The organism is Mucilaginibacter sp. A5337 (genome assembly GCF_059690695.1).
The window spans coordinates 980,638-1,003,181 of the sequence record NZ_JCAWEC010000001.1 but is presented as its reverse complement, the minus strand read 5'-3'; the positions used below and the strand labels follow the sequence as shown (position 1 = coordinate 1,003,181).

The window sequence follows — 22,544 nt, the reverse complement described above, 5'->3', positions numbered from 1 at the left end:
AGCAACATTTTTACAATGCGATATTTTTAAAAAAATAGGTCCTGCATTAATAATGTGTTAACGAAAAGTTTTCAATTTGTAATTTTAACGGATAAATTAGCCTATAAATAATTAATTTGTAAATCTGCTTTTTTTACTTGTGTATACAGTACACACTAATTACATTAGTTCCATAGCCAATATAAATTTCTGTTAAGGCAGAAATCGTTCAAAATCTAATATTATTATAACATTTTAACTTTAATGTTGCTTCGGTAGCGGGGCGCAAAAAAGGTGAAAACACGGATAAAAAGTTTAAAATTTATACAAGAGAAGATCATATGATAAAACCTTTACATTTTTCACTTTCCAGCCCTTCATCTTCAATTAATCTGTTTAACAGGGCCCATCTCACAACTGCCCCGTTAAAACCGGTTGCCCGCAAGTATGCAATTTTTCATTTTAAAACATAACCCACCAATTATCGACTTAAAAGCTTAAATCAAATATATTAATCAACTAAATCTCAATCTCATGTTTAAAAGTTTACTCCTAAAAGGAAGGTACTTGGGCCTGCTGCTATGCTGCCTGGTATCTTCATTGGTAGTTACAGCCCAAACAAAGTACAAAGGTAAAGTTATCGGCTCCGACGATAAATTACCTATTGTTGGCGCTTCTATACGCGTCAAAGGTACAAGTACAGGTACTGTAACTGATGTTAACGGTGATTTCACCTTAAGCCTAAGCCCGGGCAATACGCTGGTAGTATCTTACATCGGTTATCAAAGTGCCGAAGTTAAGGTGGGTACCGATGTAAACCTTCGGGTTACACTACAATCAGGTAGCAGCACGCTGAACGAGGTAGTGGTAACCGGTTATAGCTCGCAACGTAAAAAGGACATTACCGGTTCGGTAGCAGTAGTAAATGTTGCCAGTTTAAAAACCGTGCCCTCAGGTAACACTGCCTCTTTACTACAAGGTCAGGCTGCAGGTGTAACCGTTATCAACTCAGGTAACCCTGGCGGCGGTAGTTCGGTGAACGTACGTGGTATCAGCTCAATTTACAACACCGCGCCATTAATTATTATTGACGGAGTGCAGGGATCATTAAATGATGTTAACCCTAACGATATCGAATCTATCCAGGTGTTGAAAGATGCTGGATCTGCCTCTATTTATGGTGTTCGTGGTTCAAATGGTGTGGTTGTGGTTACAACAAAAAAAGGAAAATCGGGTGCTGCTACCATTACTTATGATGCCTATTATGGTACACAAAGACCATTAAAAGATGGGTTTAAACTTGCTGATACCAAAACATATGTTGAAGCAATTTATGAATCGTTCAAAAATGCAAATGCATTAAACGGTAATTCGCAGTATGATCCTAATAAAACAGGTACTTGGACTATTCCTGATTATATTACACCTGCCGGCGCCCACGAAGGCGATCCTAAGACCGATCCATCAACTTATTTGTTAAATCCAAAAGTTACTGACAACCAGATCACCCGTGCCAATAAACAGGGTACCGACTGGTTTCATGAGGTATTTAAACTGGCGCCCATCCAAAGCCATAACATTACAGCAAGCGGGGGTAGTGATAAATCAACATTCCTGATGTCGGTTAACTATTTCAATCAACAAGGTACACTTATCGATACCTATATGAAACGTTATTCGGTGAGGGCAAACACAGCATTTAATGTTGGTAAGCATGTACGTGTTGGTGAAAATGCTTACATATTTTATAAAAGAACACCAAATCTTTCAAATAACCAAAACGAAGGTAACGCTATATCATATACCTACCGTCAACCTCCTATAATTCCGGTGTATGACATTATGGGTAATTTTGCCGGTACAAGATCAGGTAGCTTAGGTAACTCAAGTAACCCGGTAGCTGTACAGGAACGTAAAAAGAACGACAGGAACAATAACTGGGATATTACCGGTAATATTTTCGCTGAAGTTGATTTCCTGAAACACTTTACTATTCGTACCAGTTTTGGTGGTGTTGTAGATAACTATTACTACTACTACTTTACCAATACTGCATATGAGAACTCAGAAGGTAATACTACCAATAATGCATTTACAGAAGTAGGAGGTTATAACAGCCAATATACCTGGACCAATACAATCAAATATAATCAGCAATTTGGCAAACACAATGTGCAGTTTTTGGCAGGTACTGAGGCTGTTACTAAATATGGCCGTGGTATCCAAGCTGGTAACACTACTTACAGCCTTACATTTGATCCCAATTATGTTACTGTTGAAAATGGTGACGGTACACCAACCAATAAGGTTGACCAACTTTATAACAACACCCTTTACTCACAGTTTGGCAGGTTAGATTATAACTTTGATGATAAATATCTGGTAAGTGGTACTCTTCGCCGCGACGGTTCATCGTTCTTTGCCCCCGGTCACCAATGGGGAGTATTTCCATCGGCAACCGTGGGTTGGAGGCTTTCAAAAGAGAATTTCCTTAAAAACGCAACCTGGTTAAACGATTTGAAGCTTCGCGCAGGTTACGGAACTTTAGGTTCTTTGGCTGGTGTTGAATCTCAGGCGAGTAATGCATATAGTTTGTACGCAAAATCAAATGGTAATGCAAACTACGATATAACGGGTACTGGAAATTCGACTATTACTGGTTTATATAAATACCAGTTAGGTAACATATCAACTACATGGGAAACTGATAAAGTAAAAAATATTGGCTTGGACGCAACTATTTTGAATAACAAATTAAGCTTTTCGGTTGAATATTTTGAGAAATCAATCAGTAACTTGTTATTCCAACCACCTTTGATTAGTGCCATTGCTGTACCTAACGCACCTTACCTTAACGGTGGTAATATCTTAAACAAAGGTATTGACCTGGATGTGCAGTATCATGGCACAGTGGGAAGTGATTTTAAATATGATTTAGGTCTTAACTTCAGCCATTATTCAAACAAGGTTACAAGTCTCACAGGAGGGTTAAAATATATCGATTTTAACAGCAACGGTTCAACCCGTTTGCAGAACTTTGTTCGGTTACAGCCTGGTCAGCCGGTGAGCGAGTTTTTCGGTTACAAAGTGATTGGATTATATAAAGACGCTGCAGATATTGCTGCTTCACCAAGTGATGTTAACGCACGGCCTGGTTTCTTTAAATATGCAGACGTTAACGGTGACGGCCAAATAACCGCAGCTGATCGTACATTTATCGGTAATCCTAATCCTAAATTTACCAGCGGTTTTACCCTGAATATGTACTATAAAGGCTTTGATTTTAACGCATTCCTTTATGGTTCATTTGGTGGTAAAGTGGTTAACTACGTTAAATACTGGACTTATTTCCCTCAGGTGTTTACCGGTAACGTAAGCGCAGATATATTGAGCGATAAAGTTTGGAAACCAGGTGCCGATAACAGTAAGGCAACTGTACCGGTTTTAACCCGCATTGCTAATGCAGATAATACCGGTAATTTTAATTCATGGTATGTGGAAAGTGGTACCTATGTTAGGTTAAAATCACTCACTATAGGATATACTATACCAAGTTCAAAAATCAAGAGTTTGGGCATAAGTAAACTTAGAGTTTATTTATTAGGAAATAACCTGTTCACCGCAACCAAATACAGTGGTTTAGATCCGGAACTTCAAGGATCAAATTTACAAAGCAACACAAGTTTTGGTATCGACTTTGGTAACTACCCGTCAAACCAAAAAGTATATAATATTGGTGTTAATGCCACATTTTAATACGTATAATATCATATAAAAAGTTATGAAAAAATTACAAATGAAATTGATTGTACCATTGACAATATTGTCAATGTGTATGGTGTATGCGTGTCAGAAGGACATCCTTAACAGGCCGATTCAAAGAGCGCTTAGTCCTTCGCTTGTTGCAAATAAGCTGGGTGTTGAAAGTTTATTAATTGGCACTTACTCGTTATTGGATGGTGTGGGCGGTATTGGCGGTGGTATTAATGCCGCCGGTTCAAACTGGCTGTTCGGCAGCGTTGCCGCGGGTGATGCCTACAAAGGCTCAGAACCGTCTGACGGTGGTAATGACGCTTTGCCCGTAGGCAACTTTACCATGGCAACTTCAAACCCTTATACAACCTCAAAATATACATTGTGCTATGATGGCGTAGCTCGTGCAAATGATGTATTGCGTACGCTTGCCTTAGCTAAAGATGTTACAGCTGATGATGCGAAAAGGATTACAGGCGAAGCCAGATTTTTAAGAGGTTACTACTATATGGAGTTGAAAAAGATGTACAACATGATTCCATATGTTGACGAAACGGCTACAACAAACGTACAGGCTAATATACCTAATGACAAAGACATATGGCCAAATATTGAGGCTGATCTTCAAGCAGGTATTGATAATATTCCGGTTACACAAGCGCAAAAAGGCCGAGCCAATAAATGGGTAGCAGTAGCTTATTTGGCTAAGGCCAAAATGTTTCAACACAAATTTACTGAAGCCAAAACTTTGTTTACCGATCTGATTGCTAATGGAGTAAAAGGTGACGGTAACAAATTTGCTTTGAATGTTAATTTTCAGAGAAACTTTAGCCCTCAAGCTGGTCAGAAAAACAGCCCTGAATCGGTATTTGCCGCACAGGCTTCGGTTAATGATAACTCAGGTGGTAACAATGGTAACACCGGTGATGAGCTTAACTTCCCTTATAACAGCGGCCCCGGTGCATGCTGCGGTTGGTTTAATCCCTCTCAGTCACTGGCAAATTCATATAAAACTGATGCAAATGGCCTGCCGTTGTTTACTACTTTTAATGATGGTCAATTAGTTAGCGGAAAAACTAATCCATATACCGGTACTGTCGATCCTCGTATCGATATCACTATGGGCCGCCCTAACATCCCTTATCTTGACTGGGGTAATCCTCCGGCAAGCTGGATCCGTGACCCTACAGATGGTGTTTTCAACCCACGTAAAAATGTTTATTCATCGGCCGAAAAAGGCACCAATTCAAGCACAGAAAACTATTGGGCAGCTAATGAAGTTACCTCAAATAACGTAAACCTAATGCGTTGGAGCGATGTGCTTTTAATGGCTGCAGAAGCCGAAGTTGAAGTTGGGGATGTTAATAAGGCTTTGGATTATGTGAACATGGTTCGTACCCGTGCTGCCGGTAGTTCATGGTGGGTTTATAAAGGTTCTGCTTATGACCCTTCAAAATCAGAGTACACAGTTAAAACTACGCCTGCCGATAATTACTTAATTAAACCTTATCCTGCAGGGGCTTTTGCTGATAAAAATTATGCACGTACAGCTATTCACTTTGAGCGTAAACTTGAATTGGCAATGGAAGGGCAGCGTTTCTTCGACTTACAGCGCTGGGATCAAGGTACCGGAAGCATGGCAGATGAGATCAACGCTTTCTTTGCCTATGATATTAAAATCAACTCTCAGCTGACTGGTGCACACTTCACTAAGGGTAGGAACGAATATTATCCAATACCTCAAGCTCAGATAGATTTATCTGCTTCCTTAGGTACTGGTGTGTTGAAACAAAATCCAGGTTATTAATTAACCATCGATTTTAAATATTTAACTTTAGGTGGAGATAATTATCTCCACCTTTTTTTATAGTTTACTAACCAATAATGAAGTACACCTTTCCCCTCGTATGCCTGGTTGCCGTTTTATTTGGTGCCTGTAAAAAAGCAACACTTTTTGAACAAATCCCTTCTTCACACTCCGGAATCACCTTCAATAATAAAATTGTTGAAAATGATGCCATAAACCCGCTTACCAAACTTAACCTTTACAATGGCGGCGGCGTAGGTATCGGCGATTTTAATAACGACGGGCTGCAGGATATTTACTTTGTTGCCAATACCACATCAAACAAGCTATACCTTAACAAAGGCGATATGAGGTTTGACGACGTTACGTCAACCTCAGGTGTTGGCGGCAGCGGTGGCTGGGGCAGGGGAGTGGCTGTTGTTGATATTAACAATGATGGCCTTATGGATATATATGTGTGCTATACTTTGCTTGATGATTCGGTTAAGCGTACTAACCTGCTTTACATCAACCAGGGAATAGGTAAAGACGGTATACCTCGCTTTAAAGAAATGGCTAAGGAGTACGGCCTTAATGTAAGGCTTCACTCAACTATGGCATCGTTTTTTGATTATGATAACGATGGCGATTTGGACATGTACCTCACCGTTAACGAGGCCGTGGCGGGTGATAATCAAAGCACTTTCAGGCCGATAATTACAAACGGCACCCACCGAAGCACAGGGCAGCTTTATCGTTGCGACTGGAACCCGGTATTAAAACATCCGGTTTATACCAATGTATCCAAACAGGCGGGCATTGGTACTGAAGGCTACGGTCATGCTGCCACCATAGTAGATATTAACCGCGATGGCTGGAAAGATATTTACGTAACCAACGATTTTTTAACCGATAACATTTTATACATCAATAACGGCAATGGCACCTTTACCGATAAGGTACAGGAGTATTTTAAACATACTGCATTTAGTTCTATGGGGCAGGATATTGAGGATGTGAATAACGACGGCCTTGCAGATGTTTTCGAGGTTGACATGAACCCCGAGGATAACTACCGGAAAAAGATGTTCATGCCGCCAAATAATTACCAGATATTTCAAAATTTTGACAGGTATAAATACCAGTACCAGTATACCCGTAATACTTTACAATTAAACAACGGCCCGCGGCTTGGTGGCAATGATTCCATTGGAGATCCTTCCTTTAGTGACGTGGCGTTTTTAAGCGGTGTTGGGCAAACAGACTGGAGCTGGGGACCTATGATAACTGATTTTGACAATGACGGCTACCGCGATATTGTCATAACTAATGGCTATCCGCGTGATGTAACCGACCATGATTTTATAACTTTCAGGCAGATGGCTTTTTCGGTAGCGTCAACCCAGCAGGTGCTTGACCAGATCCCGGTGGTAAAAATACCTAACTACGCCTTTCGCAATACTAATGGTGTGCAGTTTGAAGACGTAACCAAAAGCTGGGGGCTTGGTGTTCCTTCTTTTTCAAACGGATGTGCCTATGCCGATCTGGATAATGACGGTACCATGGATATGGTTATTAACAATATCAATGACGAGGCATTCATCTACAAAAACACTTCCCGTAAAAGTGCAATAAACAGTAGCAACTACTTACATATACAATTTCATGGTAGCCCCAAAAATCTGAACGGTCTTGGTGCCTTTGCCGATATTTATTACGATCATGGCAAGCATCAGTACTATGAAAATACACCTTACCGTGGTTATTTATCAACCATACAGAATATTGCTCATTTTGGTTTAGGTAAAGTATCTAAGCTGGATTCGGTAGTGATCCGTTGGGACAATGGTAAAAAACAGGTGCTTACCAACGTTAAAACAAATCAGACACTCCAGGTTAAAATTGCCGATGCAAAGCTCGATTATAGTAACAAACAACCTTCTGTTGATAACACCAGTTTGTTTAAAGATGTAACCAAATCGGCGGGAATAACCTATAAACATAACGATCAGGATTATATTGATTTTAACGTTCAAAAGCTGCTTCCGCACAAATTATCAGAATATACACCCGCTGTAGCGGTTGGTGACGTAGATGGCAACGGTTTTGACGATATGGTAGTTGGTGGTACTACCAAATATCCGGCTCAATTGCTATTACAGCAGGCCAGCGGTAAATTTATTCAACGCGATTTAGTGCCTCAGCCTAAAGCTATCATCGCGGTTGGCAACCCCAACGATATGGCACATATGATATCGCCTGTAAGGGTGAAGGACGAAGGTATGCTGCTTTTTGATGCCGACGGCGATGGTGATCTTGACCTTTATGTTGCCAGCGGCGGGTTTGAAAGCGAACCCGGTTCGTCAAATTACCAGGACAGGCTTTATGTTAATGATGGCAAAGGAAACTTTAAACTACAGCCCGATGCCCTGCCTAAAAACCTCACCAGCAAGCTATGTGTAAAAGCAGCGGATATAAACCGTGACGGTAAAATGGATTTGTTTGTTTCTGGTCGTGTTGAGCCCTGGAATTATCCTAAACCGGTATCAAGCTTTATTTTGCGCAACGATAGCAAAAACGGAGTTATTAAGTTTACTGATGTATCTGCATCCGCAGCAAAGGAGTTGAATAATATAGGCCTGGTTTGCGATGCCACCTTTACCGATTTTAATAATGACGGCTGGCCCGATTTGATCCTTACCGGTGAATGGATGCCGATCACCTTCCTTAAAAATGATCACGGCGTATACAAAAATGTAACACAAAGCACCGGCGTTGAAAATATGCTTGGCTGGTGGAACACCATTGCCTCCGGCGATTTTGACCATGACGGCGATACAGATTATATTGTGGGTAATACCGGCCTTAATACTTTTTATAAAGCAACCGATCAATACCCGATTTATATTACGGCCAAGGATTTTGACAAGAACGGCAGCTATGATGCTTTCCCGTCTGTTTTCCTGAAAGATCAGGATGGAAAGCTCCAGGAGTTTCCGGCTTTCGGTCGCGATGATATTGTGAAGCAAATGATTAGTATGCGCATCAAGTTCCAAAATTACCGCTCGTTTGCTACAGCCACTATGGATTCGGTGATAACGCCAAAAATGCGTGAAGGTGCTATCCGGTTAAAAGTAAACTACCTGCAGTCGGTTTATTTACGTAATGATGGCGGAGGGAAGTTTACGGCTATTCCGTTGCCGGTTGAAGCGCAGATGTCAGAACTATGCGGCATTGCTGTTGATGATTTTGATGGTGATGGCAATCTTGACGTTGCATTGAATGGTAATGACTACGGAACTGAAGTAGCAACCGGCCGTTACGATGCTTTTAATGGTTTACTGCTTAAAGGCGATGGCAAAGGAGGCTTTAAACCACTTAGTATTATGCAAAGCGGTATTTACATACCAGGCAATGGCAAGGCCCTGGTTAAACTTAAAGGGGCCGGCGGCAGTTACTTGTTGGCCGCCACGCAAAACCGTGACGCTATGAAGTTATTTGAACTGAAAAGGCCTGTTAAAACGTATAACCTGCAGCCGCTTGATGCATTTGCAACTATAAAATACAAAAATGGTAAAACCGCTAAACAGGAGTTTTATAATGGCAATTCTTTCTTGTCGCAATCGGGCAGATTCATTAATATTGATGATAACATGGCATCGGTAACCATAACCGACAGCTATGGCCATCACCGGGATGTACCAATTAACTAAACTATTATAAATGAGATGCTTTAAGATATTTGTAGCCCTTGCAGGTTGTGCCCTTATTTTAGGTTGCGGAAGTAAACCTAAAAAGATAAACCTGATTAAAGATGCTGATGTTATTCACAATAATGTTGATCAGCTTACGCAGGTTATTATTTATGATGTATTCAGCCCTCCGGTTGCAAGCCGTATCTATGGTTATACTTCACTGGCGGCTTATGAAGCTATCCGTTATTCGAGCCCTGGGTATAATTCAATTACAGCCCAGTTACGGGGCTTTGGCAAACCTCCCGAACCAAAGGCCGGGGTGAAATATAATTACACGCTTGCAGCTACATCTGCTTTTTTTGCAGTTGCCCACAAGGTTACCTTTTCTATCGATTCGCTCAAAAAATATGAGGCTAAGGTTTATGCCATGTATAAAGATAACCTGGACGATTCAACCTATGCCCGCTCAATGGCATTTGGCGAAAAAATTGGCAAATACATTTTAAAAAGGGCGGCGGTTGATAATTATCCCCAAACCCGTGGCAAGCCAAGGTTTTTAGGCAACGATAATCCCGGTAACTGGCATCCTACCCCTCCCGATTACCTGGATGGCGTTGAATTTTGCTGGGGTACTATGCATACTTTCGCCGTTGATACCTCAACCATGTTTCCGTTACCGCCGCCACCTGCTTTTAGTGAGGATAAAAACAGCGAGTATTTTAAACAAACAATGGAGGTATATAACCAAAGCAAAAACATTACGCCCGAGCAAAAAACTATTGCAAAGTTCTGGGACGATAATCCATTTGTTATTGAGCATAACGGCCACATGATGTTTGCCAACAAAAAAATTACCCCCGGTGGTCATTGGATTGGCGTAACCGCAATTGCCTGCAAGCAAACTCACGCCGATGTTGTAAAAACTGCCCAGGCCTATGCGCTTACCTCAATTGCTTTGTTTGATGCCTTTATTTGCGGCTGGCAGGTTAAATATGAAACTAATTATATAAGGCCGGTAACCATCATCAACGATAAAATTGATCACGACTGGCTGCCGATGCTGCAAACGCCGCCATTCCCCGAATACCCAAGTGGGCATAGCGATATCAGCGGTGCATCAGCCGTGGTACTTACGCATTTATTTGGCGATAACTTTGCTTACCAGGATACGAGCGATTTGCGTTATATAGGTATGCAGCGCCATTTCGACTCATTTTTGAAAGCTGCCGACGAAACTTCAATAAGCAGGTTTTACGGCGGGATTCACTTCCGCAATAGCGTTAATCAGGGTGCAGTTCAAGGTAAACAGGTAGGCGAATACATCTGGAAAAAATTAAAACTTAAAAATTAAGGACCGGGCTATTTTATGATTTTTAAAAAGAGCTTATTAACCATATCATACCTTTTTTCATTTTCTGCATTACTGGCTGGTTTAACGCTTATAAATAGCTGCAAGCGTAAGCCGGCATATCAACCTTACAAATTTACCGGCGATGTTATAGTCGACGGCAAAAATCTGGTACAATTAAAGTGCACCCGCTGCCATTCGTTAGTGCCGGTTGATGCGCTGCCCAAAGATGTTTGGCTTAATCATGCGCTGGTTAATATGGCTCCGCTGTTGCATATTTCAACATATGGGGGCTCGTCGTACTATAAAAATGATCCGTTGGATACCACTGGTGCTACCATCGCCGAGTGGACAGCCATATTAGCCTATTATAAAAAAGCAGCGCCGGATACTTTATTACCCGCTAAAAAGCCTATCCCCCTAATAAATGATTGGGCTGGTTTTACGCTTAAAAAGCCCGCACCGGTCAATTACGTTGCTTTTACCACTATGCTGGCCACCAATGCAGCTACCGGGCGTATGTACAGTGCCGATGCGGTAGATGAAAAATTGAATACCTGGGACAGTAATTTAAAAATGGACTCCCTGGCAAAACTGCCTTCGGCGGCAGTTGGGGTTAGTTTTGGTAAGGATAGTGTTGGCAACAATGTGGGCTTTTTTTCCTGTATTGGCCGTATGGCGCCAATTGATTTTCCAAATGGCAAGGTAGTTAAGGCGAACCTTGATGCACAGCACGTTAACAACGATCAAACTTATATAGCATCTGACTTGCCCCGCCCTGTGGGTACCGTAACCGGCGATTTTAATAAAGATGGTTTACAGGATGTTGTGGTTTGCGGGCAGGGTAAGTTTAAAGGCGGCGTTTATCTGCTTAAGCAAAATAAAGATCATACTTATGAGCAGCAAACTATTTATGATAAGCCAGGTGCTGCACAAGCTTTAGCCGGCGATTTTAATAATGATGGATGGACAGATGTAATGCTTCTGACAGGAAGCGGCGATGAGGGCCTTTGGTTATTATTGAATGATCAAAAAGGAGGTTTTACACTGAGGAACCTGCTGCATTTTCCGCCGGTATATGGTTCAAGCAGCTTTCAACTGGTTGATATGGATCATGATGGCAAACTTGATCTGGTACTAACCTGCGGCTATAACTACCGCGATTCGCGGATCCTGAAACCATATCACGGTTTATATATTTTTACCAATACCGGCGACTGGAACTTTAAACAACGCTGGTTTTACCCCATAAATGGCTGTACAAAAGCAATTGCTGCCGATTTTGACGGCGATGGTGATATCGATATAGCAACGATAGCTTTCTTCGCCGATATGAAAAATACGCCTGCCGAAGAGTTTATTTATTTTGAACAAGATAGGCCTTTTGATTTCAAGCCTCATGCTTTACCGATCAGTCAGCTTGGTCACTGGATGTGCATGGAAGTGACCGACCTTAACAAGGATGGCAAACCCGACCTTGTATTAGGTAATTATGCTGATGGTTTTATGTTTCAGGATGGTTTTAAACCTAACTGGGATCAGCACCTGCCGCTGATAGTATTGGAAAATCATACCAAAAAATAAGCTGTACCAAATTGTAAATGAGGAAAGCAGGAGGGGTGAAGGTAAAAAGACGTAATATACTGTTGTTGGTAACAGCACTGTTTGTTGTGATTGTAGTAGTAGTATGGAAGAGTTGCGGCGATAACGAACCGACCGACGAAGAGCTTTTGGCCGATGCAAAAAAAACAGCCTTTCAACATTGCGGAAGTTGCCATGAACCACCCGATGCTTCTTTATTGGATAGCGCTACCTGGGATAAGTATATCCTGCCTGCCATGGGGACAAAACTTGGCATGCGCCCTTTTATGGATCAGTATATAGCCGGGTCGAGGGCCGCGCTTTCACTTGCCGACTGGACAAAGATTGTTGTTTATTACCGATATGCCTCACCCAAAAAGCTAAAAATTCCTAAGCCTGATGCTGTATCCGATTCGGCTATATTTTCGGTAAAAAGGCCTGCTAATGTCGATATCAACTCGGGAGAGGCCATGACCACTATGGTTAAGTTTAACGATGTTGATAAGTACTTTTATACAGGCGATGCCGGCAACAAACTTTACCGTTGGAATAGTGACCTCAGCGCTACCCTGGTTAAAAAGTTCCATTCGCCCATAACGGATGCCGTGTTTTATCAATCCGCAACGGAACCCAACAGCGCCGTAATCACTTGTATCGGGATTCTTCCGCCGAACGATCAACTCAAGGGAACATTAACACATATTAATCTCGACAAAAAGACAAAAGACACCACTTTAATGGCCGATAGCTTGCCACGCCCGGTTAAAAGCGCAGCAGCCGATTTTAACAAAGATGGCCTGATGGATTATGTAAGCTGCGGTTTCGGTCGTGACCGGGGCGGCTTGTTCCTGTTGCAGCAGCAGGCCAATCATACGTTTAAAAGAAAGATTATTCGCGCAGTTCCCGGGCCGGAAATAGTTTATACCGGCGATTTTAACGGCGATGGCTGGCCCGATATTGCCTGTCTGTTTGCCCAGGCCGATGAAGGGATCTGGCTCTTTTTAAATGATAAACAGGGAGGCTTTACTACTCAAAATATCATGCATTTCCCCTCTGTTTATGGCTCGAGCAGTTTTCAATTAGTTGACATTAACCACGATGGCAAACTTGATATTGTGTACACCTGTGGTGATAATAACGATTATTCACCCATATTTAAACCATATCATGGGGTTTACATTTTTACCAACCAGGGTAACTGGAAATTTAAGCAAACTTATTTTTACCACATTAATGGTTGCTCAAAAGCAATAGCCGCCGATTTTGATAAAGACGGTGATTTTGATTTGGCTGTGATTGCTTTCTTCCCGGATTATAAATATCACCCCACCGAAGGTTTCACCTATCATGAGCAGGTTAGTCCCGGCAAGTTTAAAGTCCGCGAAGTCCCCATTAATTTATTAGGCCGGTGGATCTCGATGGACGCCGGTGATATTGACGGCGATGGCGATACCGATATTGTTTTGGGCAATTTTTCGGTAGGAGCACAGGGCCTCATGAACCAAAAGGATTATAAACCCAACTGGGACCTGTACGAGCCTATCATTGTGCTGCAGAATAAAACTATTCGAAAGTAAAATTATTACACACGCTATTGCCTAACTCCGGTGTTTGTGTCCTCACAAACATATGCTTTCTTGCGCTCGTTTGTAACGAGCGCTTAACATGGGTTTGCTTTTTAACGCAATATTGCCGCTAAACTTTTTATAAGGACGGGGAGATGTGATAGCAAACTGGTAAATTGTTTTACTAAAGCCCCAAAACGTATCATTTGTACAACAAATTGATAAATAAGTACAGCTGTATCTGGTTGTATGTTAAGTAGTTTTACCACACTTATTTATTGATATACTAAATGAACAAAAGTATCCGCTCTGCTTTAAGCGTAATAACTGCCTGCTTTTTGCCCACCTTTGTATCGGCACAATCAGGAGTTGTAAAACAAGTTAAATTAAGCAATTTCGATCTGCAATCATCGGCGTTGGTAAGTGCATCTGGCACCGAACTTTCCAGTACACAATACCACTCGCCGGTATATTGGTTCCCTGTAAAAGTACCCTCTACGGTACTTACCGGGCTGGTGGCTAATCACATTTATCCCGACCCATATCAGGGCCTTAATAATATGCTGATCCCCGATGCCTCCGACCAGTTTAATAAAGAATATAACCTGGAGCAATATAGCCATCTGCCTAACGATCCTAATCCATGGAAAAAGCCATATTGGTACCGCACTACTTTTAAAGTGCCGGCTGCAGATAAAGGCCGCCGTTTCCAATTGATATTTAAGGGAATCAACTACCGGGCAGCTGTATGGCTTAACGGCAAGCAGATTGCCGACAGTACCCAAATGGCCGGTATGTTTGCCGAACACAACCTGGATGTAAGTAATGCTGTTAAACCAGGTGTTGAAAATGCACTTGCCGTAAAAATTTACCCGCTTGATTACCCGGGCTATCCCGCAAAGGAACAGTTGAAGGCCCTCGGTCCGTTTTACGAAAATGGCGGCCCTACAGGAGATATCGGGAAAAACGTTACCATGCTTTGTTCATCGGGCTGGGACTGGATCCCGCCGGTGCGCGACCGTAATATGGGTATCTGGCAGCCTGTTTTTCTGCGCACAAGTGGTGCGGTAACTATCGGCAGACCAAAACTGGTTACAGATTTGCCAAACCTGCCCGACACAGGTATAGCTAAACTTTCATTAAACTTAACGCTAACCAACAATACCGCGGCAACGCATGGCGGTAAGCTAACTGTTAGCATCAAGCCCGAAAACTTTGTTGGTGCGCCTGTACAGTTTAGTCAGCCTGTGGTTGTACCCGGGGGGTCGGAAAAAGGTGTTGAGTTAAATGCCGATAAGATTAACCAGCTGATGATCCGTCAGCCTAAATTATGGTGGCCTAATGGTTATGGTAAAGCAAATCTGTACCGTATTCGCCTTCAATATGCTGAAGGAGCGACCGTAAGCGATGATACCACTTTTGTATTTGGAATCCGTAAGGTGGCTTCAAAAGCCGAAACTACAGCCAATGGTTTTGTGCGCCGTAAGTTTTATGTAAATGGTAAAGAAGTGCATTTGGTAGGCGGTGCCTGGGTACCGGATATGATGGTAAACCGCGATTCGGCCCGTTATGATTATGAGATGCACCTGTGCCGCAACGCTAACGTAAACCTGGTGCGTATTTGGGGTGGCGGCGTTACCGAGCCGGATGCTTTCTGGAATGCTGCGGATAAGTACGGGCAGATGGTATGGTCAGACTTTTGGATCACCGGCGATACCCAGGGCGAATTTAAAGGTTCGCCGGACTGGCCGTTAGAAGGTAACGTGTTTATTAAAAACGTAGAAAGTACCATCTATCGCATCCGCAATCACCCAAGCTTACTGGTGTGGACAGGTGGTAACGAGGGGCATGCCCGTAAAGAGTTATATGACGTAATGCGCAATGATATCATCACTTTAGATGGCACGCGTCCGTTCATTCCAAGCTCATCGGGTTTTGCCAAACTGCCTGCCGGTTGGAAGGGTTCATGGCCTGATGATATGTCGTCAGGTGTTTATAGCGGCGGCCCATATGATTGGAAAGATCCTAAAGAATATTATAAACTGGCGGATGCGGCTAAAGATTGGGTATTTAAAGACGAAACAGGTTTACCCTCTCAGCCGCCTTATACAACCCTGCCAAAAATCATTCCTAATTTGGTTTGGGATACCAATTTGCCGTTCCCGCTCAACAATTCATGGGGCTACCATGACGCAGCTACAGGGGCAGGCAAGTATGATAAATACTATGAGGAAATGGCAAAAAGGTATGGCAAGCCAAGCAGCATCGTTAATTTCTCCGACAAGATGCAGCTTATGAACGCTGTAGGGTACCAGGGCATTTTTGAAGCCGATGGTCACAAACTGAACGAAACCGGTGGCGTAATGCTCTGGAAGTTGAATGCGGCGTTGCCAAGTGTAATATGGCAGATCTACGATTGGTACCTGGAACCTAACGCAGGCTACTACACCATGCAAAATGCCTGTGAACCAATTCACATTCAATATAATTATGATAATTCGTCAATAGCGATCATCAATCGTACACATCACGCAACCGGCAACTTAACTGCAACGGCCGATATTTACGATATTAACAGCAAGCTGATCAAATCGGAAAAAGTTGGCAATATAGGATTAGCGCAAACTGGTGTTAAGGAAGTGATCCAGCTCAAAGATGCACTTGCCGCTACCAAAGCTGTAAGTTTCGTGGTGTTGAACCTGACTAATGTGGCAGGCAAAACGGTATCGCATAATGTTTACTGGTTATCGGCCACTGATGACTTTACTTCCTTGAACGATATGAAACATGCACAGGTGCAGGGCAAGGTGATCAAAGCTGAAAAAGGAGTAAGCGAAAGCAAATGGACTATGCAGTTTACCAATAACTCCAATCAATTGGCATTCTTTGTCCGCCCGCAATTGATGAAAAACGGTGAAGAGGTAATGCCAAGCTACTGGACAGGCAATTATTTTAGCCTGGCGCCACATGAAAGTATCACGGTATCGGTTAGCGCCCCGGTAGCTAAACTGGGCATGGTAAAACCAACGGTGCTGCTTGAAGGCTGGAATTTGGATAAGCAGGTAATAGCTTTACAGTAAAACTTTTAATAATATGTAACAATGAAGGCCGGGTATTTTGTCTGGCCTTCGTTATTTTATCTAATGCCCAAAATCATCCTGTACTTGGCGCAAGTCTTGTGTGGTTGATTGTGAATGAGGTGACTTGTGCCTAACCATTTTTAAAGTTAAATTTTGTTTAAGAATGACTTGCTATACAGGTTCTGCTTTAAAAATCTGCTTATCTTGCCCTACACATTTTGCATATGGAAAATACGGATGTAATTATCATAGGAGGGGGAGCGGCAGGCTTGATGGCGGCCCGTACGCTTGCTAAAGCGGGAAAGAATGTTGTGTTGCTTGAAGGACGTAACCGGCTCGGCGGCCGGATCCATACGTTGGAACATGGTACCTCTTTAGAGCCAGCAGAGTTGGGCGCCGAATTTATTCATGGCGATTTACCGGTTACCCAAAGTTTGCTTAATGAAGCCGGCATTAAATATACCCCGGCCTCGGCCTCTATGTGGAAATATGATGACGGAAAGTTTTTGGCCGAGGGGCATGTAATTGAACATTGGGATGAATTCCTGGAAAGTATTATGCAGCTGAAACATGATATGAGCATTGATGAATTCATGCAGCAGGAGTTTTCAGGCGAAAAATATGCAGGTCTCCGTGAATCTGTACGGGGTTATGTATCTGGCTATGACAACGCCGATCCTAAAAAAGCGAGCGCGTTTTCTATCCGTAAAGAGTGGCAAAATGAGCATGAGGATGCACAGTACCGTGTAGAAGGTGGTTATTGTGTGCTGATCAGTTACCTGGCAAATGAGTTTAAGCAGGCAGGCGGGCATATCTACCTTAATGCTGTTGCAAAAGATATTGATTGGGGAAAACACCATGTTACGGTAAGCACTGATATCGGGATAACTTACCAGGCCCGGCAATTGCTTGTGGCCGTACCACTTGGAATTTTACAGGCTGAAGCCGGATTGAAAGGTACATTGAGTTTTGATCCTCCGGTTGATTATTATGTGAATGCTCTTAAAGCACTTGGTTTTGGTGCTGTAATCAAAGTTTTGCTTGAGTTTGATGAGGCATTTTGGTACAGCGATGAAACCCGGAAAATGACCGGTGCCGATCTGGAAGATATGGGTTTCCTGTTTTCAAACGAAGCCATCCCGGTTTGGTGGACTCAGATGCCTGTACATCGCCCACTGCTCACCGGTTGGTTAGGTGGTCCGCCAGCAGCTGCACGTTTAAATACCAGCGACGAGGATGTTTTGATAGAAGCGCTTGGCTCCATCTCCAATATTTTTAAGATAGCTATTGCGAGGCTGAAAGAAAAACTCCTCACCTGGAATGTAATCAACTGGACAGTGGACCCATTCGCGCGCGGGTCTTATAGTTATGATACCGTTGAAACAGCCGGGGCAAGGAAGATCTTAAGTCATCCAATCGGTGATACCCTGTTTTTCGCCGGCGAATACCTGTATGAAGGTACAGCTATGGGAACTGTTGAAGCAGCACTTACCAGTGGGTTGAGGGCTGCTGAAATGTTATTGGGGTATGAGTAAGACAGCGTTATTTTACTTTTAGTTTAGTTGGGTTCTGTCTGTTATCCCAAAATGTAATCAGGTTAATTAATTTTTGATCTTCTGAAATTTGGTATATGAGTGAAATATTTTCATGTAGTACAGCCTGCCTGATTAAGGTATCATCTTTATGCTGTTGAAATAGAAAAGGATTATTGCTTATTTTAATGATTACGCCGTCAGTTCTGGAAATGAACGCATTAATTTCTTTTTCTGTCCATTTATATTCCAGATATTCAATTACTTCGAGATAAGTTGATTTGGCCTTGTCTGACCACAAAACCATGAAATTCACGCCTTGTAATTATATCTCGCTTTAATTTCCTGCATTACCACGTCGTGCGGAGTTACCCTGCCATGTTTTATATCTTCTAAGCCCTTGTTAATCGCCTGTTGTAATGCTTCTTCGTTTTTCAATACAGCAATAGCTTTCTGAAGTTTATCAACTTCATTAGCATTCAAATCGGGTAATGAATTGATAATGTCTTCTACGGATAATTTTACTTGAACTGTAAGCATAATCAAATTTAACTAATTTATTCGTCTGTATCAATTTATTCAATCTTCCAATAATTGCCACTCACAATAATCATATCCAGCATTTTGATGGTATTGTCGTAATAATCGTAGTCCTTCAATTTAAACGCCACAAGGTAATCCCAAACTTTGTTAAGCCATTGCTGATTACTCTGATCAACCGTTGCTGATACAGCGAATGGCGCTATAAAGCTCAGCGCTTCAAAGTATCGTCCTTTAATATCATTACCTTCAAGCGTATACCCGGCCGAAATATTATCAGGGTTGCCATTGGTAGTTTGCCTGATCCATTGGTTTATCGGGGTTACAAAAGCTTTTGCGCGTTTGTCGCCATATAACAAATAATCGGTTGCTATCCGCCAGGGAACACGGCACGCATTGTAGTTATAGTAACCATCGTACACCGATTCCATGTATTTAGGTTGGGCAGGCCGGGCTTTCCTATCTATCCCCCTTATGAAGTCGGGTACCAAACCAACATCCGGACTGTAAGTTTTCTGTAGATAACTAAATAACCGGTAATTGTTGTCGATGGCTTTTTGCCATTTGCCGGTTTTTGATGCGGTTTCAAATGCTTTGAAGTTGGAAGGCATAAAATCAGATGCGCGCATATCATAATAATCTTCGCTATCTCCATCGCTGCCATCGCTCAGTAAAACAGAATATGTTTTAGAGTTGATCTCATAGCGCATAATTGCAGTCATTGTGTTTTTAGCTTCCTGCAGATAGTTGATATGGCCTTTGCTTCCCCATTGCTTATCAGCTAACAGAAGGGAGTATGCTATATCCATATCGCCGTCGGTGGCAGCATCCCGGTCGTGGTTTTTGCAGTTTTTTAGCTGGGCCCAGGCCATTAAATAAGGAGATGCTTTGGCTGGATGGGCTTTGTAATAATTATACAAGCCATCATAAATGGTTTTTGCCTGTTGATCATAACCGGCCATTAGCGCGGTAATGATCATGCCATAACCTTGCCCTTCGGATACGCACTCTTTACCGGGCTTTTCAAACCAAACATAAAACTGGTCTTTATCGCAGCCGGGTTTAATGTACCTGCGTTTCCATTGATCGTAAAAACTGGTTACCTGCCTGTCCAATTGCTGCTGACTGAGGTGGTTAGGCTTAATAGTACCGGCGGTATACTTGCAATGTTGCGGAAACGGCCTTAATGCAACCTGTGCATGAAGGCCGTTAAGTATAAATATCAAAAATAGCAGTAGACTATATCGCACGTAGTTCGGGGTAAGCAGCAACCTCTTCAACATCATTACATAATAGCTCGGTTTTGCAGAAATGGTTTTTTAAACAGGCCAAAAAGTTTTGAATTACCGGCGTATCCTTACATGTAGCGGCGTACCAGGTGCGTTTTGCTATGCTGTGATGTAATGGTTTTGTAACAATGTGTTTACCGGGGAGGTATGGCTTCACTATCCAGTCGGCCATAACGCTAATTCCGAGGCCTGCATTTACCATCTCAATAGTGGCATCAGTGTAGTGGATCCGGTTCAAAGTTTTGGGCTTTACATGCTGCTCCTGGATGAGCGTTTCGATGACCGGAGTCTCCTGGTATGAGGGGTCATAAAGGGCCAGGATTAGCTCCTGGTCCTGGAAGTCGCAGATGTCAATAACAGCCTTTTTTGCCAGCGGATGATCGGCCGGTAAAATGGCTATCAGGCGGTCTTCAAAAATGGGTTCATACACTATCTGGGTGTTCACCATTTGGGTGCGCACAATGCCCAGGTCAAGGTCGCCGCGCATGAGATATTCGAGCGGTCGGCGACTGGCATCCGAAACTATATTTATATTAATATCAGGCCATTGGCTCTTGAAATCCTTAATTACGCCGGGCAGCCAGTGGTATGCGGTATAGCATTGCATACTGATATTTAGCTTGCCGGTTTTGCCATTTTTATAGTTGTTAATATCTTCTTCAAGCGTGCGTATTTCGGCCAATATTTTTTCCGAACTTCGTAGGAAACGATAGCCCACTTCGGTAAGCTGAAGCTTCTTTCCCTGGCGATGGAACACCTCAATATCCAGCTCCTTCTCCAGCTCTTTTAACTGGTGGCTCAGGGCCGATTGAGTTAGGTGTAAAGCGCTTGCTGCTTTGGTCAGCGAACCCTCTTTTGAAATGGTATCAACTAACCTGAAATGATGTAATGCAATATTCATTATTAGTTTTGCTAATGATTTACACAAAATTAATTCATTTTTTTCATGAATCATATAGGTATACATTTGCTGTGTATAAAATACACCTCATGTTAAACACAAATTCAAAAAAATTACTCCTGTTTTTTTTGAGTGTTTCATATGTCTTACACGTACAAGCTCAGCAAAAAGTCCTTTCCATTAAGGATGCTGAACAAATGGCCCTTGCTAACTATGCTTCCATCAAGTCGAAGGCAAACCAGCTTAACGCCTCTAAGGCATACCTCAAAGAAACAAAAACGGAGTATCTGCCGGACGTAAATTTTTCCGCGCAGCAGGACTACGGAACAGTGAACGGCCAAAACGGACCATCGTATGGTTATCGTGGCCTGTCGGTATCCTCATCGGGGCCAGCTTTGGCCAAACAGAACTGGAACGCCGCTTTTGGCGCTCTGTATTTAACCAACGTTAGCTGGGACTTTTTCGCCTTCGGCAGATCAAAGCAAAGGATCGGCGTACAGAAAACCATCGTATCGCGCGACGAAACTGATCTTGCACAGGAGCAATTTCAGCACCAGGTACGCGTTGCAGCTACGTATCTAAATCTATTGGCAGCACAGCAGCTTGCCAAGGCGCAGCAGGATAACCTTAACCGCGCTATGGACTTACAAAAAGTAGTGGTTGCCCGCGTAAAGAACGGTTTAAATCCAGGAGTGGATTCATCACTGGCTAATGCCGAAGTATCTAACGCCAAGATTGCTTTAACCAACTCACAGCAAACTGTGCAGGACCAAAGCAATCAGCTTTCTATTTACTTAGGTATTCCGGCACAGGAGTTTCAGCTGGATAGCGCTTTCATTACCAAACAGCCAACCAACCTGGAAGCTTTAAGTGCTGTTGCTGCAACCGATCACCCAACTTTAAAGTTTTATCAAAACAGGGTGAATGTGAGCGATCAGCAGGCTAAATACCTTCGCACCTTTGCCTTGCCTACCTTTAGCTTGTTTGGTGTTTACCAGGGCAGGGGCTCAGGCTTTAAGTCAGACTATGGTGTTGATCAATCAAGTTATACCAGCAGTTACGGCGCAGGTGTTGACCCTACCCGTTATAACTATCTGTTTGGTATTGGCATGGTTTGGAACTTTACCAGCGTTTTCAGGACCCACTACCAGGTTCAATCACAAAAGTTCACATCAGAGCAATTGAAAAACGACTACGAACTGGTTGATAAGCAACTGGAAGCACAGCGTACACTTGCAGAAACACGCATAGGCAATGCCCTTAAAAATGTAAACGAAGTACCGGTTGAAGTTTCGGCCGCAAATAACGCTTACATTCAAAAATATACACTGTATAAAAACGGACTATCAAACATAGTTGATTTTACACAGGCGCTTTATACCCTTAACCGGGCCGAGGTTGACAAATATATAGCCCTTAACAACGTATGGCAGGCATTGCTGTTCAAATCGGCTGCCACCGGCGATTTTGGGTTATTCATCAATAATTTTTAACA

General features: G+C 42.6%; 13 protein-coding genes. 9 read left to right on the top strand and 4 right to left on the bottom strand.

Annotated features, from left to right (window positions below):
• The first annotated feature begins 513 nt into the window (after nt 1-513).
• The 8 genes from AC59JO_RS04120 to AC59JO_RS04085 all read left to right on the top strand — a co-directional run bounded on the left by AC59JO_RS04120 (nt 514) and on the right by AC59JO_RS04085 (nt 18,322).
• Nucleotides 514-3,735 (top strand): SusC/RagA family TonB-linked outer membrane protein, encoded by a 3,222-nt coding sequence (locus AC59JO_RS04120; RefSeq protein WP_497303582.1) that lies wholly within the window; start codon nt 514-516, stop codon nt 3,733-3,735.
• Between the two features lie 25 nt (nt 3,736-3,760).
• On the top strand, nt 3,761-5,539 hold the full coding sequence (locus AC59JO_RS04115) for a RagB/SusD family nutrient uptake outer membrane protein (protein ID WP_413669325.1): 1,779 nt from the start codon (nt 3,761-3,763) through the stop codon (nt 5,537-5,539).
• A gap of 77 nt (nt 5,540-5,616) precedes the next feature.
• Complete coding sequence (locus AC59JO_RS04110) at nt 5,617-9,231, top strand: VCBS repeat-containing protein (protein WP_497303580.1); 3,615 nt, start codon at nt 5,617-5,619, stop codon at nt 9,229-9,231.
• Between the two features lie 10 nt (nt 9,232-9,241).
• On the top strand, nt 9,242-10,564 hold the full coding sequence (locus tag AC59JO_RS04105) for a vanadium-dependent haloperoxidase (RefSeq protein WP_413669323.1): 1,323 nt from the start codon (nt 9,242-9,244) through the stop codon (nt 10,562-10,564).
• Nucleotides 10,565-10,579: 15 nt separating this feature from the next.
• Nucleotides 10,580-12,145, top strand: a complete 1,566-nt coding sequence (locus AC59JO_RS04100; RefSeq protein WP_497303578.1) for an FG-GAP repeat domain-containing protein — start codon at nt 10,580-10,582, stop codon at nt 12,143-12,145.
• Nucleotides 12,146-12,162: 17 nt separating this feature from the next.
• Nucleotides 12,163-13,719, top strand: a complete 1,557-nt coding sequence (locus AC59JO_RS04095) for an FG-GAP repeat domain-containing protein (protein ID WP_497303576.1) — start codon at nt 12,163-12,165, stop codon at nt 13,717-13,719.
• Nucleotides 13,720-13,997: 278 nt separating this feature from the next.
• Entirely contained in the window at nt 13,998-16,787 is a 2,790-nt protein-coding gene (locus AC59JO_RS04090; RefSeq protein WP_497303574.1) for a glycoside hydrolase family 2 protein, read from the top strand.
• Nucleotides 16,788-17,011: 224 nt separating this feature from the next.
• Entirely contained in the window at nt 17,012-18,322 is a 1,311-nt protein-coding gene (locus tag AC59JO_RS04085; RefSeq protein WP_497303572.1) for a flavin monoamine oxidase family protein, read from the top strand.
• Between the two features lie 7 nt (nt 18,323-18,329).
• On the opposite strand, the gene AC59JO_RS04080 is transcribed toward AC59JO_RS04085, so the two are convergent.
• The 4 genes from AC59JO_RS04080 to AC59JO_RS04065 are packed head-to-tail and all read right to left on the bottom strand — an operon-like array spanning nt 18,330 to nt 21,049.
• Complete coding sequence (locus tag AC59JO_RS04080) at nt 18,330-18,635, bottom strand: type II toxin-antitoxin system RelE/ParE family toxin (protein ID WP_497303570.1); 306 nt, start codon at nt 18,633-18,635, stop codon at nt 18,330-18,332.
• Nucleotides 18,632-18,859, bottom strand: a complete 228-nt coding sequence (locus tag AC59JO_RS04075) for a hypothetical protein (protein WP_497303568.1) — start codon at nt 18,857-18,859, stop codon at nt 18,632-18,634. Before AC59JO_RS04075 ends, AC59JO_RS04080 begins: the two co-directional genes overlap by 4 nt.
• 35 nt (nt 18,860-18,894) lie before the next feature.
• Nucleotides 18,895-20,145, bottom strand: coding sequence for a family 8 glycosyl hydrolase (locus AC59JO_RS04070; RefSeq protein WP_497303566.1), 1,251 nt, complete (start codon nt 20,143-20,145; stop codon nt 18,895-18,897).
• Nucleotides 20,099-21,049, bottom strand: coding sequence for a LysR family transcriptional regulator (locus AC59JO_RS04065; protein WP_497303564.1), 951 nt, complete (start codon nt 21,047-21,049; stop codon nt 20,099-20,101). Before AC59JO_RS04065 ends, AC59JO_RS04070 begins: the two co-directional genes overlap by 47 nt.
• Nucleotides 21,050-21,138: 89 nt before the next feature.
• On the opposite strand from AC59JO_RS04065, the gene AC59JO_RS04060 reads away from it, so the two are divergent.
• The gene (locus AC59JO_RS04060) at nt 21,139-22,542 is read left to right on the top strand and encodes a TolC family protein (protein WP_413669316.1); all 1,404 of its coding nucleotides are present in this window, start codon (nt 21,139-21,141) and stop codon (nt 22,540-22,542) included.
• Nucleotides 22,543-22,544 lie beyond the last annotated feature (2 nt).